Here is a 15,018-nt window from a genome sequence, read left to right on the forward strand (position 1 = left end):
CGTGGCAGGAAATCGAGGCCCTTCGAGACCGACGCGCATCGCCGAGATTCGCTCATGCCGCCAGTCCGCTTCAGCGGACTTCCCATAACAGCCTGAACTTCAGTTCAAGGCTGACCCTTCAGGCCTGCGCAGGCGGCTTGATCGGTAGGCGCACCGTGAAGGTGGTGCCCACCCCCAATGTGCTGCTGACATGCACTTCGCCGTGGTGCATATGTACCAACTGCCGGACGATGGAAAGCCCCAGTCCGGAACCTTGTTCACCACGGGTGGCCCTGGTGCTCGTCTGCCTGAAGCGATTGAACAACTTGGGCAGATCGTCTGGCGCAATTCCGCGCCCGGTGTCTGTGACACACACCGTGACCCACTCCGGTTCCTTGAGGCGGACTGACACCTTGATCTGCCCGCCCGCGTCGGTGAACTTCAGCGCGTTGCTCAGCAGGTTGTTGAACACCTGGTAGAGACGCGCGTTGTCCGCCTGAATGTCCGGCACCTCCGCCCCCATGTCCAGCGCACAGCCGATTGCTTTGCCCCGCGCCACGGGCGCCAGGGTGCTGATGCATTCACCGAGGAGGTGCGCCAGGGAGACGGTACTGATATGCAATTCGGCCCCGCCGGCTTCCAGGCGCGCCAGGTCCAGCAGGTTGTTGACCAGCTCCAGCATGCGTCGCCCGGCATCTTCGATCATGGTCAACAGGCCGTCACGGATATCGCTATCCTTCCAGGAGATGTCCTGCAGCAGTTCGGCTGCCCCCAGGATGGCCGTCAGGGGCGAGCGCAGGTCGTGCGAGGTGATGGCGATGAAATCATCCTTCAGGCGGTTCAGCTCCCGCAACTGCACATTGGCCGCGGCCAGCTCCTCGGTGCGCAGATGCACGCGCTGCTCCAGTTCGGCGTTGATGCGCTGCAGTTCAGCCATCAGTTGGCGTCGCGCCACAATCAGCTCATAGCGTTCGTTGGCCTCACGCACCATGCCCAGTAGTTCATCCGGGTTCCAGGGCTTGACCAGGTAGCGATAGACGTTGCCCTCATTGATGGCCTGGATGACGCTCTCCAGATCGGCGTAACCGGTGAACAGCAGGCGCGTGGCGTCAGGGTGGCGCGTCTTGACATCGGCCAGAAAATCAACCCCTGTCATGCCCGGCATGCGCTGATCGGTCAGAATGACTTGGACCTCGTTCTCCTGCATGAGGTCCAGACCTTCAGCGCCGGAGTTGGCGGTGAACACTTCGAACTCGCGACGCAACAGGCGGCGCAACGCCGCCAGGACAGGCGCCTCGTCGTCAATGACCAGAACGTGTGCTTTCATGCGGCTGCGTTCACCAGGGCTTGCTGTCGGTTGATCAGCCAGTTGACCCACTGATTGACCTCCTGCGCGTGTGCGGGCGCCAGCGCCTCGGCTACGCTGTCGGCGAAGTTGCGAAAACGACTCAGGACGAATGCAGGAGAGACGCCGTCGTGCGGCAGACGATCCTGCGCCCAACTGAGCTGATAGTCGAGCAGCGCGGGGTCGCCCACCTGTATCACGCTCTCCAACACCTGGGCGGTGAATTCGATGCCGGCAGTCACGATCCGTTCGGCATCATCCCCATGCTGTGCCACCTCTGCCGGTTGCTCCAGCGCGCGCGCCACGACGTTCTCGACGATCCTGGTTTTGTGTTTACGATACGCAGCCAGCGCCGCGGGTGAGACCGGCTTCAACTCAACCGTTGTATCCATGATAACCCTCCTGCATCAGAATGGCAGCTTTCCTGCCATGATTTGACATCTTGGCCGCTCAGGCAACCTGGCTGGCTCGGGTGACAGCCGCGCGCGCATCCACGCCGCTGAAGCGCACGCCCAAGGCCCGATAGAGTTCCGGCTGTTGCACGAAGGGCAACCCGCCCGCCATAATCGGAATACCGCCCATGCCCTGGTTGTCGAACTCACGCACGAAATTGGTGATGCTCGGCACATGGTAGACCATTTGCGCCGATACGCCAATCAGGTCGGCATTGACGCTGCGTGCCATGCTGACAAAATCGCGCACAGGCACCGCGGCCCCCAGATAGTAGACGGTCCAGCCGGCCTGCTCCATGAAATCGGCCACCATGCGACAGCCCACGCGGTGAAATTCTTTTTCTACGCAGCCCAACACCAGGGTGCGCTTCAGGTCTGTCTGCGGTTTGAAGAGACCATGCATGTCCCCCATCTGGCGCTCGATGATGGCGGTGGCCAGGTGTTCCTGCGCCACCGTGAACTTGTTGACCTGCCATAAGCGCCCGATCTCATAGGCTGTGGTCTGCAGAATGTTCATATAAACATCATTGACCACCACCTGCTGATCGAACGCGTGCGTGATCACTTGATCGGCCTGCCGGCCGCTACCCGCAATCATCGCGTTCAGGTAATCGGCTTGAAAATCGGCTAGAACTGCTGTGGCCTCGGGCGCCGTTGTGACGCCTGTCATTTCCCTATCCATGGCCAAACTCATACACTTTGTCTCCTTTGCGCTGGAATCTCGATGAACACAGTGGTTCCTTGGCCGGGTTGGCTCTCATAGCGCAGCCGCCCCCGGTGACGTTCCATGATGCCAAAGCTGATCGCCAGCCCCAGTCCGGTGCCGGCGCCAACCGGTTTGGTGGTGAAAAACGGCTCGCCCAGACGCGCCAGGGTCTGCGCGTCCATGCCCTCACCGCTGTCACGCAGGCAGACCACCACCTGGTCAGCCTGCAGCGCGGTGCTCACCCAAATCGTGCCGCTGTCAGGGATGGCCTGCACCGCGTTGATGAGCACATTCAGAAACACCTGGTTGAGTTGGCCAGGGTGACACCAGATGACCGGCAGATCTCCGTACGCCTCTTTGATCTCGATGCGATTCTGGCACAGAGGCCGCACGATCCGCAGGGTGCTGCGCAGGCCCTCATTGATGTCCGCGTCCTTCTGCGCGGATTCATCCAGGCGGGAGAAATTGCGCAGCGAGAGCACGATGTCGCGAATGCGGGTGACGCCATCCTGGCTCTCTTGCACGAGCTGCGGTAGATCGGCCCACAAAAATTCGAGATCGGCCGCGCTTTCGGCGGCGGCGATGGCCTCCCGGGTGGCGACATCGGCCACCATCCTGAGCGGCTGATAGGCCGCGAACACCGCCTGCAAGTCCGGCAGCACCGTAGCCAGGTGCGCCAGGTTGCTGGACACGAACGCGGCCGGGTTGTTGATCTCGTGCGCGACGCCGGCCACCATCTGGCCCAAGGCCCGCATCTTTTCAGACTGCACCAACTGCGCCTGCGTGTGCTTCAATTCAGCATGCGTCTTTTCCAGGGCCAGGTAAGCCCCTTCCAGGCGTTGGTTGACGGCCGCCAACTGGCTGGTCAACTGCAGTTTTTCGCTCTGGTCCTGCCCGATCAACGCCAGCAGGCTGTCCGTGCCCAGTTGAAAGGTCGTGTAGCTGACCAACATCAACTCGCCATCAGGCTTGACGTGGTCTACTTCCCAATCGCTGGCGCTGCCGTCGCGCCAACTGTTCGCCAGCAACAAACGCCCTTTTTCCTGGCTGAACAGATCGAGCAGATCAATCCAGGCGCGAGCGCAAATTTGATCGCCGAGCAGACGCAGGGCGCTGGGGTTGGCATCCACGATGGCTCCCTGGCGATCCAGCGTGAGAACGATGTACGGCGAGTCAACGAACAGGGCCGTAGTCATTTCCGCGTGCATAGCTTCTCCGCACAATCAAACGTGTTCGGTGTAGTGTAGCGATTCTGGCCGCTCACCGGAATCAGGAAAAACCTGAGAATTTCATCAGGAAAGGCCCTGATTCAAGCGCACGTGTGGCAGTCGCCCGGTTCGCCCCCGGCCTGAGATGGGCTTACGGCTGTGCGATCAATTGCGTTGTACCCGGCGTTGGGCTATAATGCACATAGGCTTGTTGTGCCATGTCCACCGACGTTTCACCTGGCGCAAAAGCCTACGTATACTGCAAGCGGGCACGAATTGCGCCTGTTTCCTTCGGCATAAAAGTGAAGTCTGTTCCCGCTTGCAGCATGGTTGCCCAAGAACTCAGTTACCTCCGCAGGGGAGTACCGAATGTACGCATCAGACCAACCGCTCACCCTGCATGCGGCCCTGTATCGTATTGCCGAAGAGACCGTCAGCGGTAGTGATCTGCCCACCTTCTATGCCGCCATGCATAGCATTGTCGCGCAATTGATGTTTGCTGCCAACTTTTATATCGCCCTACACGATGCGCAGACGAACACCCTCAGTTTTCCCTATTTTGTGGACGAAAATGACCCGCCCCCCCCGCCGCGTCCCATGGTCAAAGGACTGACCGAGTATGTCCTGCGCACCGGGCAGTCCCACCTGGTGACGCCGGCCGTCTTTCGCAAACTGCAAGAGCAAGGCGAGGTCGAACTCGTGTTGACCCCGGCCGTGGACTGGCTGGGTGTGCCGCTCAAGGTGGATGACCATGTCCTGGGTGTGCTGGTGGTGCAGAGCTATCACGACGCCATCCACTTCAGTGAAACCGATAAAGAATTACTGACTTTTGTCTCGCGCCAGATCGCCATCGCCCTGACACGCAAACGCACGGAAGCCGCGCTGCGAGAGAGCGAGGAGAAATATCGCAGCCTGTTCGAGCAGGCGCCCATCGGCATCTACCGCACATCTCCCCGCGGACGTATCCTGGATGCCAACCCCGCGCTCATCCACATGTTGGGCTATGACTCCTTCGCGCAGATGGCCCTGCGCGACCTGGAAACTGAGGGCTTCGCGCCCCCATACTCACGCACTGAGTTCAATCGCCTGCTGCAGCAGACCGGCATCCTGCGCGGTCATGAGGCGATCTGGCAACGCCGCGACGGATCTTCCCTGATCATCTGCGAGAACGCACATGCCATCTATGGGGCAGATGGCGATGTCCTCTATTACGAGGGCACGGTCGAAGACATCAGCGAGCAGAAGCAGGCGCAAGAAAGGCTGCATATCCTGCAGCGCGCCATCGAACAAAGCCCGGCCGCGATCATGCTGTCCGACACGCAGGGCAACGTGGAATACGTCAATCCCAAATTCACCCAGGCCACGGGCTACCAGCCGGAAGAGGTCATTGGTCGCAACCCGCGCCTGCTCAAGTCGGGCGAAACCGCGCCCGCAGAATATGCGCGCCTCTGGCAAACCATCAGCAGTGGCGGGGAATGGCGCGGAGAATTCCACAATCGCAAGAAGAACGGCGAACTGTTTTGGGAGGCCGCTTCGATCTCTGCAATCACCGATTCGACCGGGCGCATCACCCATTACCTGGCGGTGAAGGAAGACATCACCGCGCGTAAGACCATGGAAGCCGCGGAGCGCCAGCAACATGCCCTGGTAGAGATGCTGCGCCACATCGCGGCGCTTATCAACAGCACCCTCGATCTGAACGAGGTCCTGGACCGCATCCTCGGCAACATCGGCCGTGTCGTCCCGCACGACGCCGCCATAATCATGTTGATCGAGGGCGACCTGGCGCGGATCGTGCGCAGCGCCGGTTATGCAGACATGGGCCTGACGGACGAGGCGTTGCAATTTCCCTTTGTCGTCTCCGCCACACGCAATCTACACACCATGCTCACCAGCAACCGTCCCCTCGTCATTCCCGATGTGACCGCCTATCCTGGGTGGATCGTGACACAGGCTGGGCACCAGGCGCGCGCGTTCGTGGGCGCCCCGATCCGCTGCCGCCGTGGCATCATCGGCTTCCTGTCCCTGGAAAGCCGGGAGCCAGGATTTTTCAACACCACCCATGCCGAACGCCTGCAAGCCCTGGCCGATCAGACCGGCATCGCCATTGACAACGCGCAGCTCTACGAGCGGGTGCGCGCGCACGCAGCCGAGTTGGAAGCGCGCGTGGCCGGCCGCACGGTCGAGCTGCAAGCGGCCAACGCCAAACTACAAGAACTCGATCACCTCAAGAGCCAGTTCGTCGCTAATGTGTCGCACGAACTGCGCACGCCACTCGCGAACATCAAGCTCTATCTCCAACTGCTGGAGAAAGGCCGCGCAGACAAACACACCCAATATCTGGCCACCCTCAACCGTGAGGCCAGCCTGCTGCACCGGCTGATCGAGGAGTTACTCGATCTCTCGCGCTTCGACCTGGGCCAGCGCTCGGTCGCGCTGACACCGCTCGATGTCAACTTACTCATTCAGCGCCTCCTCAGCGATCGGGCAGCGCTCATTGCCGATCGCGGCCTGACCTTGCAGACCAGGCTGACTCCCGATCTGCCCACGATCCCGGCAGATCAAGCCATGATGACCCAGGTGCTCACCAACCTGCTGACCAACGCGATGAACTACACGCCGACCGGCGGCGTCATCACGCTGGCGACTCAGTTGCGGTCGAACAGCGAGCATGACTGGTTGACCTTCAGCGTGAGCGACACAGGGCCAGGAATCTCACCCAGGGATCGGATGCATATCTTCGACCGTTTCTATCGCGGCGACGCCAGCCGCACCGCGGCCGCGTCGGGCACCGGTTTGGGGCTTGCCATCTGTCAGGAGATTCTGCGCCGGCATGACGGGCAGATTACGTTGGAGAGCGAACCGGGCCGTGGCAGCACCTTTACCGCGTGGTTACCCCTGGCGCTTTCCCGGCCGCATGAGGCCTGAGAGGTGCATTTCAGTCTTGGGTCACAGCCCACGCCGGTGAACTTCGCAGTCGTTGCAGCGACTTGCAGTCGTCCGCAACTGACATGGGCTGTGTCTTGATCGCTCAAGGTAAATGCAAACACATGTCGCTGCGTACTAAAGTCATTCTGGCGTGGGTTATAACGACCGTCGCACTGTTTGTGGTGCTGTACGTGGCGCTGTCGCGCATTCTACTCAGCCAGTTTCTCCAACTTGAGACGCTCAACACCCTCAATCATGTGCAGCGCGCCCGGCAGGCGCTCGACAATGAACTCGAGACCTTGCGTGCCACCACAACGGACTGGGCGTCTTGGGACGATAGCTATGAGTTCATGCAAACCGGCAGCGAGGATTTCGTTGACTCCAATCTGATGCCTGAAACTCTGGAGACGTTGCGTCTGAATATTCTGCTCTACGTGACCCCTGCCGGCGCTGTTTTCCGCGGTCGAGCCTATGATTTGCAGACTCGCCAACTGCTCCCACTGCCTACCGATCTGTTGGCGCAGCTACCGGCCCTGCATCAACTGACGCTCTCCGCACCTGGCGGCCCCATGAGCGGGCTGCTTGTGTTGCCCGAAGGCCCCCTCATCTTCGCCGTCCAACCCATTCTGACCAGTCACGAGCAAGGCCCGCCGCGCGGCGCCCTGCTGATGGCGCGCTTTCTCGATGCGCCGCAGGTGGAGCTTTTGAGCGACCTAATCCAGGGCTCTGTCACGGTGCAATCCATCCAGCAAGCGGACCCGTTGCTGCCGGCCGCCACGCTGCACACCCTGCTGGACACACCGGGCACGGTCATAGTGCTGCCGCTCGACGCCCAGACTGTGACCGGCTACGTTGCCCTCACCGACATCTACGGTAGCCCCGCGCTCTTGCTGCGCGTGTCCAATGGTCGTGAGATCTACCAGGCCACCTTGATCACGGTGCGCCTCATCGGGCTGGCGCTGCTCCTGATCGGCATCGTCTTCGGCGTGCTGGCTGTGATCTTGTTGGAACGAGTTCTTCTCACACGCGTCTCCCGGCTGGCCGCGGATGTCCATGCGATCGGTACGGATGACGCCACGCTTGCGCTGCGCACCGGCGTCACGGGCAGCGATGAGTTGACTGGGCTGGCCCGTTCGATCAATTCGATGCTCGATCGCCTCGCCGCGTCGCACCAGGCACGCCTTGACAGCGAGACACGCTATCGCAGCATGGTCGAACAATCGTCCGAAGGCATCCTGCTCATGGATGCGCAGACCCGGGCCATCATGGACGCGAATCCCCGTGTCTGCGAGCTGCTGGGCTACACGCTGGCCGAGATCTGCACAGTGACCCTCTACGACCTGGTGGCGCTTGCGCCTCCAGCGCTAGATGCCAACATCGAACGGGTGCTGACGAGCGGACATTTTCATGTCGCCGAACGTCATTACCGACGCCGCGATGGGACGCTGATTCCGGTCGAAGTGACGGCGGCACTCCTGCAGATCGAAAATCGCCAGGCCATTTCCGTCCTGTTGCACGACATCACGCAGCGCAAACAGATGGAGCTGGTGGCGCGCGAGCAGCAAACGTTGACCGAGGCCCTGCGCGACACTGCCGCCGCGCTCAGCAGCACGCTCGATTTCGACGAGCTGCTCGACCGCATTCTCGATAACGTCGGCAAAGTCCTGCCCCATGACACGTCTGAGATCATGCTCATCACCGGCGACATCGCCCAGATCGTGCGTGTGCGCGGCTACAACGAGCCGAATCAGGCGGCATTTGTACTGAGCCTACGCTTTCGCGTCGAGGAAACGGCCAATCTTCGCCACATGCTGCAAACAGGGCTTCCGTTAGCCATTCCTGATACGCGCACCTTTCCAGGATGGGTTGCTCTGCCAGAGATCGCCTGGCTGCGCTCCCTTGCCGGCGCGCCGATCCGCCGCAAGGGCGTCATGGTCGGTCTCGTCACCGTAGGCAGCGCCACCGCCGGCTTCTACCAACAGGCCCATGCCGAGCGCCTGCAAGCCTTCGCGGACCAGGCCGGCGTGGCGATCGAAAATGCTCACCTGTATGAAGCCGTACAGCAGCACGCGGCCGAGATGGAAGAACGGGTGGCCGAGCGCACGCACGCCCTGCTGGAGGCAAACGTCAAACTGCGGGAGCTCGATGTCATGAAGAGCCAATTTGTCTCCAACGTCTCGCACGAACTGCGCACCCCGTTGGCCAACATCAAACTCTACCTGACGCTGCTGGCAAGCGGCAAACCCGAGCGGCATGCGCAATACATGACCACCCTGCATCGCGAAGCCAACCTGTTGCACCGTTTGATCGAAGACCTGCTCCAGATCTCGCGCCTGGATCTCGACAAGACAACGCCGATTTTGGTCCCGGTGGATGTCAATCACCTGCTCATCACCCTGGCGCAGGATCGTGAGCCGTTGGTGAACGAACGCGGCCTGACCCTGCATCTGTTGATGAATGCGGCTCCCCTGTGGGCGCAGGCCGATCACCGCCTGCTGATTCAGATACTCACCACCTTGATGACCAACGCCATGAACTACACAGCGGCCGGCGGGACCATCACCCTGCGTTCATTCGTCGCGCAGTCAGCCGGCGCCGAATGGGTCTGTGTGGCGGTCAACGATACCGGCCCTGGAATTCCGGCTGAGGAACAGGCCCAGGTATTCAATCGGTTCTTCCGCGGCCAGGCCGCCTTGCACAGCAAGGTCCCAGGCACCGGGTTGGGACTGGCCATCTGTCAGGAAATCGTCAAACTGCACGGCGGCCACCTCACCCTTGACAGCCAGGTGGGCCAGGGCAGCACCTTCACCGTCATGCTCAAGCCGGCGCTGTCCCCGTGATGCCGCGGACCATCAGGATTTGTCATGCCACCTGAACTGCGGGTCGTGATCATCGCCGATGATCCCCTGGCGCGCATGGGCCTGGCCGCGCACCTGGCCGGTGAACCAGGCTGCCAGGTGATCGGCCAGGCGCCTGCCGATGGTGAACTGGCGCTGGCGCTGGCCGTCTATCGCCCGGACGCGGCGCTGTGGGACCTCGGCTGGGATCCGCAGCGACCAGCCCTCCCTGGCGGCAAATCGGCCCTGGAACAGCTCACTGACCTCGAACGCCCTCAGATTCCGATCGTCGCCCTGCTGCCGGATGCCACGCATGCCCCCGCGCTGTGGGCAGCCGCTGTGCGCAGCCTGCTCTTCCGCGACGCTGCCCCTGCCGTGATCGTCGCTGCGCTGGCCGCGGCCGCCGCCGGCCTGGTCGTGCTCGATCCTGCCCTGGCTCCCGCGCGGGTCGTGCCCGGCGAGCGCTCTCACGTCGCGCTGTTGGAGGAACTGACCCCCCGTGAGTTGGATGTCCTGCGGTGCCTGGCCGAGGGTCTGCCCAACAAAGAAATCGCCCGCCAACTCGCCATCAGCGAACACACCGTCAAGTTCCACGTCAACGCCATTCTGAGCAAACTGGGCGCCCAGGGCCGCACCGAAGCCGTCGTGCGGGCCACGCGCCTGGGGTTGATCAACCTCTGACCTGATCTTTTTTCCAGGTCGCGCCCTCATCAAGCGGGGGATGCCTCGCCGCGCCGTTGGCGCGATCCTGAGCCTGTTCGTACCGACGCGATGTCGGCTATGACTTGTGGATCGTGACAAAGGAGACTATCAGATGGCTTCAGTTTTACAGGATTTTTCGGATGCGTTGGCGCTCACCGTGGAGGGGACCGGGTCGGCGGTGGTGCGTGTGGAAGCGCGGCGGCGCTTGCCCGCGACCGGCATCGTCTGGTCGGCCGCCGGCGTGATTGTGACGGCGCACCATGTGGTCGAGCAGGATGACCATGTGGGCATCGGCCTGCATGACGGGCGCACCCTGTCGGCGCGCCTGCTGGGGCGTGACCCAACCACCGATGTGGCGGTGCTGCAGGCGCAGATCGGCCAGGGACAGCTGCCCCTGACTGTGCCAACCTGGGCCGATCCGACCGACCTGCGTGTGGGACACTTGGCGCTGGCGCTGGGGCGTCCTGGTCAGCGTGTCCTGGCCACCTTCGGCATCGTCAGCGCCCTGGGCGAGGGCTGGCGCACACCGGCCGGCGGTGAAGTTGACCACTATCTGCAGAGCGATGTAGTCATGTATCCCGGTTTTTCTGGCGGCCCCCTGGTGGATGCGGCCGGCCACATCATCGGCATGAACACCTCCGCCATGCTGCGCGGCGTCAGTCTGACCATCCCCGCGCCCACGCTGCGCCGCGTCGTAGAGACCATCCTCTCGCATGGCCACGTGCGCCGCGGCTACCTCGGCGTCAGTGCGCAGGCCGCACGCCTCCCGGCTCTGCTCGCTCAGCAGTTGCAGCAGGAGAGCGGTCTGCTGCTCGGTTCCGTCGAGGCCGATGGCCCGGCCGACAAGGCTGGCCTTTTCATGGGCGACACACTCATCAGCCTGGATAGCCAGCCGGTGCGGCATCTCGATGATCTCATGGCCCTGTTGACCGGTGAACGGGTGGGGCGGCCGCTGTCGGCGCGCATCGTGCGTGGGGGCCAGGTGCAAACCCTCGATGTCGTCATCGGCGAGCGCAGCGCGTAGGTTCGAACGAGCGGATTTGGATCACGAAGCCGCGAAGTGACGCGAAGACGCGAAGGCGGTCGCAGAAACGGCTTTAGCCGTCACTACGAACTGCCTGGCAACTTACGCCGCCCACTAGTGGTCCAAGTTTGCAGCAGTTGCCTCGGACGAACCCGGTTCGAAATGTTGTTCGCAGGACAATTACATACTGCAAGCGGGAACGGATTTCACTTTTTCGCCTAAGGAAACAGGCGCAATTCGTGCCCGCTTGCAGTATCGCATTCGCCTGGTGGCAGTACAGCCGCCAGGCTATCCTGCAGCACGGTCTCGATAGGCTGCCTGGAAACCTGCGCCATCTGTCGGACGGTGCGATAGAGCGACCCTGGCAGCTTCAAGGTGATCGTTTGACAGGTCATCGTCCGTCTTCCTCTTGGATCCTCGTCAGCAATCGGGCATCGCCAACCGGGTTATAGCACGGTGAGCGAGTAACCGGTAAACCGGTCAGCAAATCCAGACCTTGCACAGCAGTCTCCACCGCCGAACCCCTCACCTCAATCGAAGCCCGGCAGGGCCAGCCTGTCCACTTCCCGGCCGTCCGCGGCCCGGGAGGGGATGAGCAGCAATGAATTGCAATGACGGTTTTTCCCGATCGGTGACAGGGTTTTTGCCAGGTTGGCAGAAAGTTGACAGACCACTGAAAGTCATTCGATAGTATAATGATCTTGTCGCATGTGTATCCTGAGATTTCTTTGAGCCGGCCACCGGCATCGTCGTGGCGTCGAGCGTGCCTGAGCCATCGGCCGATCTCGACCCAATGCCCTGACTGAAACGAGAGAGGAGTAGTATCCAATGGAAACGCCAGAAACAATCACCATTCAATTGCCGTCGTTCATTACGCGCCTGCGTCGCCGCGGCCGCGAGGGCTGGCAGCGCATCGGGCGCCGCCTCTTGCCCACGCCGGGCAATGTGCTTTTCACCCTGCTGATGATCGGCCTGCTGTTGTGGGCGCAATCGGCCGGCGCGCTGCCGCTGCGCCTGCTGGGGCCGAATGTCCCTTCGACCAACACCATCGCCTACCAGGGCCGCCTGGCCGATGCCGCCGGTGCGCCGCTGACCGGCACTTACAGTATCATCTTTCGCCTTTACAACGCTGCCAGCGGGGGCGCGCCGCTGTGGGAAGAACAGTGGACCGGCCAGAACGGCGTGCAGGTCAGCGACGGTCTCTTCAACGTCATGCTCGGCAGCCTGACGCCCATCCCGCAGGCGGTGGTCACCGGCAACAACACCCTCTGGCTCGGCATCACCGTCGGTACGGATGACGAGATGGCCCCACGCGTGCAGCTCGGCAGTGTGCCGTTTGCGGTGCAGGCGCTGACCGTGCCAGATGGCAGTGTGACGACGGGGAAGATCGCGGATCAGGCGGTGACGCAGGCCAAGTTGGGGGATGGAGCAGTGACGACGGGGAAGATCGCCGATCAAGCCGTGACCAGTCAAAAGCAGACCGCAGCAGCGACCTACGTAGAGGACAACTCATACTTGGTTGCCCAGGGTCAGGGGCCTCTTGTTGTGAGTGAGTTCAACTTTTCTAACGTTCCTGCCGGTGATATCGTAATCATGTGTTCATTTGTTGCAGGGATTCCCAGCGGGGCAAACCCTTACGGAGCAATAATTCTATCAGTATCACCAGGAGGAGGGTTAAATGGAATGCCCACGCATATCATGGGCACTCAGTTGGATCAGTATGTACTTCACGGCAGACTATCCAATTTTGGCGGCGGTTCGCTGGCTATTCACATGATGTATACTGGTGAACAACCAACAACGCAGGTTGGTTTCGGCTCAGGTAATGGGGACTCAAGGTTCGGGCGCAAATGCACCGTTACTTTTGGGATCTAATGATGATTGCTGTTGTCTGCTTTTTTCATGCAACTTGATCCGGCACCTTGCGGGGGGGGAGTACAGGCGCGGATTTGGGGAGCGCGGATTTGGGGAGCGCGGATTAGGGGAGCGCGGATTAGGGGAGTGCGGATTTAGGGAGTGCGGATTTAGGGAGTGCGGATTTAGGGAGTGCGGATTTAGGGAGTGCGGATTTAGGGAGTGCGGATTTAGGGAGCGCGGATTTGGGGAGTGCGGATTTAGGGAGCGCGGATTTGGGGAGCGCGGATTTAGGGAGTGCGGATTTAGGGAGTGCGGATTTGGGGAGCGCGGATTTGGGGAGTGCGGATTTGGGGAGTGCGGATTTAGGGAGTGCGGATTTGGGGAGCGCGGATTTGGGGAGTGCGGATTTGGGGAGCGCGGATTTAGGGAGTGCGGATTTGGGGAGCGCGGATTTAGGGAGCGCGGATTTGGGGAGCGCGGATTTAGGGAGCGCGGATTTGGGGAGTGCGGGTTTGGGGAGCGCGGATTTGGGGAGTGCGGGTTTGGGGAGGGCGGATTTGGGGAGTGCGGATTTGGGGAGCGCGGATTTAGGGAGCGCGGATTTGGGGAGCGCGGATTGGGGGGGCGCGCGGGTGGTGATGTGGGCGTGACCGGTATTGGCCTTTTGTGGCGTGATGGGAGGGTGCTGTGATCAAACTGCTGCATGCGGACATCAGCGATAAGGCTTGGCGCGCGTACTACAGCGTGTACAATGCGCACGGGCACAATTATCCGGAGGCATTTTACGAAGAGATGATGCGTCTGGAGTTTGGGGCATTGGGAGTGCGCTGCGCGACGCAGGTGGAGTATGCGGTGACCTACAAGGATGTCGTGGTGGGCAAGCATATCACTGACACGGAGATCGAGGACTGTGTCGTGCTGGAGTACAAGGTGCAGCCGGAGTTGCGGTCACGCCACGAGATGCAGTTGTTGTCCTACCTGAAGGTTTCGGGCAAACCGGTGGGGCTACTGCTCAATTTTGGCAGTCTGAAGCCGCAGGGTCAACGGCGGGTGTTGACGCCGGAGGGAATGCGACCGTTGGCGCCGTGGAATCCAGAAATCACCGACCCTGATCTGTTGTACCCGGAATTGACGCTGGCGCTGCGCAATGCAGCACGCGAGGTGTATCACACGTTGGGGCCAGGGTTTTTGCTGCGCATCTATGTCAGCGCGCTGCGTGTGGAGCTTCGTGCGCAGGGCATCCCCTGCCAACGCGCGCGTAAACTGATGGTGACACATCGCGGCCAGCCCATTGGCGAGGTCACGTTTCACCATTTCATCGTGGATGAAAAGCTGGTGCTGGCACCCGTATCTGTACCGCAGATCAGCCAGTCGGAGGCCAACAAGGTGCGGACTCTCATGGCCACACACGGGCTACGGCTGGGGATGATCGTGAATTATCGGAACGAGAAGATGGAAGTGAAGTATGTGAGGGGGAAGGGATGAAGGCGCAGATTTGGAGACCGAGGATTGGGTGTGTGCGTGAGAAAGTATTCGGCGCAGTGCAGTGGATGAAACGTGCTCAAACGCCCGCTCTGCCAGACATTACGCCCCGCAAAGCCATATCCGTGTTTCCCAAATTCGCGCCTGTAATTTCCCCCCCACAGGAGGAGCTAATATGAAATACTCTCGTCTACCCGACGCAGTCACTACCTGCATTAGACGATACCATCGCAACGATTTGCGATACACTGTTCTGCGGCTGGTGATGGTCATACTGGTGACGTTGCAGCCCGCAGGTTCGATGGCGAGCAACATACATAACTACCCATCCGTCTACATGGACGGTGATACCGTTATGAAATCATCAGCTGTCTTGATTTCGGACGATCAACTTGTGTTTCATCCAAATGCCGATAAATCGACAATTGAGAGTCTGATCCGTGATACCGCTCCACTCTTGATTGGTCAGACTATGACAATAGGTAAAGAACGGTATCC

Annotated in this window: 12 protein-coding genes; 7 read left to right on the forward strand and 5 right to left on the reverse strand. The window is 61.0% G+C overall.

All coding sequences use genetic code 11. The features are described 5' to 3' along the window. Positions 1-118: 118 nt before the first annotated feature. From IPM84_10240 to IPM84_10255, 4 genes are read right to left on the reverse strand one after another with little or no spacing between them, the layout of a single operon-like run. Entirely contained in the window at positions 119-1,306 is a 1,188-nt protein-coding gene (locus IPM84_10240) for a hybrid sensor histidine kinase/response regulator (GenBank protein ID MBK9093145.1), read from the reverse strand. Further along, complete coding sequence (locus IPM84_10245) at positions 1,303-1,716, reverse strand: hypothetical protein (GenBank protein MBK9093146.1); 414 nt, start codon at positions 1,714-1,716, stop codon at positions 1,303-1,305. Before IPM84_10245 ends, IPM84_10240 begins: the two co-directional genes overlap by 4 nt. A 58-nt stretch (positions 1,717-1,774) precedes the next feature. Continuing rightward, positions 1,775-2,446, reverse strand: a complete 672-nt coding sequence (locus IPM84_10250) for a cobalamin-dependent protein (protein ID MBK9093147.1) — start codon at positions 2,444-2,446, stop codon at positions 1,775-1,777. 20 nt (positions 2,447-2,466) lie between these two features. Beyond that, positions 2,467-3,690 (reverse strand): ATPase, encoded by a 1,224-nt coding sequence (locus IPM84_10255; protein ID MBK9093148.1) that lies wholly within the window; start codon positions 3,688-3,690, stop codon positions 2,467-2,469. Positions 3,691-4,059: 369 nt separating this feature from the next. Here IPM84_10255 and IPM84_10260 point away from each other — a divergent pair, with 369 nt between their 5' ends. From IPM84_10260 to IPM84_10275, 4 genes are all read left to right on the forward strand, one after another. After that, positions 4,060-6,618, forward strand: a complete 2,559-nt coding sequence (locus IPM84_10260; GenBank protein ID MBK9093149.1) for a PAS domain S-box protein — start codon at positions 4,060-4,062, stop codon at positions 6,616-6,618. A 122-nt stretch (positions 6,619-6,740) separates the two neighbouring features. Then, complete coding sequence (locus IPM84_10265; protein MBK9093150.1) at positions 6,741-9,458, forward strand: PAS domain S-box protein; 2,718 nt, start codon at positions 6,741-6,743, stop codon at positions 9,456-9,458. 24 nt (positions 9,459-9,482) lie between these two features. Further along, positions 9,483-10,136, forward strand: a complete 654-nt coding sequence (locus IPM84_10270) for a response regulator transcription factor (protein ID MBK9093151.1) — start codon at positions 9,483-9,485, stop codon at positions 10,134-10,136. A 133-nt stretch (positions 10,137-10,269) separates the two neighbouring features. Continuing rightward, positions 10,270-11,181 (forward strand): trypsin-like peptidase domain-containing protein, encoded by a 912-nt coding sequence (locus tag IPM84_10275; protein ID MBK9093152.1) that lies wholly within the window; start codon positions 10,270-10,272, stop codon positions 11,179-11,181. Between the two features lie 218 nt (positions 11,182-11,399). On the opposite strand, the gene IPM84_10280 is transcribed toward IPM84_10275, so the two are convergent. Continuing rightward, positions 11,400-11,576, reverse strand: coding sequence for a hypothetical protein (locus IPM84_10280; protein ID MBK9093153.1), 177 nt, complete (start codon positions 11,574-11,576; stop codon positions 11,400-11,402). 433 nt (positions 11,577-12,009) lie between these two features. Here IPM84_10280 and IPM84_10285 point away from each other — a divergent pair, with 433 nt between their 5' ends. The 3 genes from IPM84_10285 to IPM84_10295 are packed head-to-tail and all read left to right on the forward strand — an operon-like array spanning position 12,010 to position 14,523. Then, the gene (locus IPM84_10285) at positions 12,010-13,056 is read left to right on the forward strand and encodes a hypothetical protein (GenBank protein ID MBK9093154.1); all 1,047 of its coding nucleotides are present in this window, start codon (positions 12,010-12,012) and stop codon (positions 13,054-13,056) included. Beyond that, positions 13,046-13,729, forward strand: coding sequence for a pentapeptide repeat-containing protein (locus IPM84_10290; protein ID MBK9093155.1), 684 nt, complete (start codon positions 13,046-13,048; stop codon positions 13,727-13,729). Before IPM84_10285 ends, IPM84_10290 begins: the two co-directional genes overlap by 11 nt. Then, the gene (locus tag IPM84_10295) at positions 13,726-14,523 is read left to right on the forward strand and encodes a GxxExxY protein (protein ID MBK9093156.1); all 798 of its coding nucleotides are present in this window, start codon (positions 13,726-13,728) and stop codon (positions 14,521-14,523) included. Before IPM84_10290 ends, IPM84_10295 begins: the two co-directional genes overlap by 4 nt. The last annotated feature ends 495 nt before the right edge of the window (positions 14,524-15,018 follow it).

Origin of the sequence: Candidatus Amarolinea dominans, assembly GCA_016719785.1 — a bacterium.
Taxonomy (GTDB): Bacteria; Chloroflexota; Anaerolineae; order SSC4; family Amarolineaceae; genus Amarolinea; species Amarolinea dominans.

What these genes read in the sequence shown, in the direction of transcription:
- IPM84_10250 (MBK9093147.1), bottom strand. Translation starts at nt 2,446, where the DNA reads ATGACAGGCGTCACAACGGCGCCCGAGGCCACAGCAGTTCTAGCCGAT.
- IPM84_10255 (MBK9093148.1), bottom strand. Translation starts at nt 3,690, where the DNA reads ATGCACGCGGAAATGACTACGGCCCTGTTCGTTGACTCGCCGTACATC.
- IPM84_10260 (MBK9093149.1), top strand. Translation starts at nt 4,060, where the DNA reads ATGTACGCATCAGACCAACCGCTCACCCTGCATGCGGCCCTGTATCGT.
- IPM84_10240 (MBK9093145.1), bottom strand. Translation starts at nt 1,306, where the DNA reads ATGAAAGCACACGTTCTGGTCATTGACGACGAGGCGCCTGTCCTGGCG.
- IPM84_10275 (MBK9093152.1), top strand. Translation starts at nt 10,270, where the DNA reads ATGGCTTCAGTTTTACAGGATTTTTCGGATGCGTTGGCGCTCACCGTG.
- IPM84_10280 (MBK9093153.1), bottom strand. Translation starts at nt 11,576, where the DNA reads ATGACCTGTCAAACGATCACCTTGAAGCTGCCAGGGTCGCTCTATCGC.
- IPM84_10270 (MBK9093151.1), top strand. Translation starts at nt 9,483, where the DNA reads ATGCCACCTGAACTGCGGGTCGTGATCATCGCCGATGATCCCCTGGCG.
- IPM84_10265 (MBK9093150.1), top strand. Translation starts at nt 6,741, where the DNA reads ATGTCGCTGCGTACTAAAGTCATTCTGGCGTGGGTTATAACGACCGTC.
- IPM84_10245 (MBK9093146.1), bottom strand. Translation starts at nt 1,716, where the DNA reads ATGGATACAACGGTTGAGTTGAAGCCGGTCTCACCCGCGGCGCTGGCT.
- IPM84_10285 (MBK9093154.1), top strand. Translation starts at nt 12,010, where the DNA reads ATGGAAACGCCAGAAACAATCACCATTCAATTGCCGTCGTTCATTACG.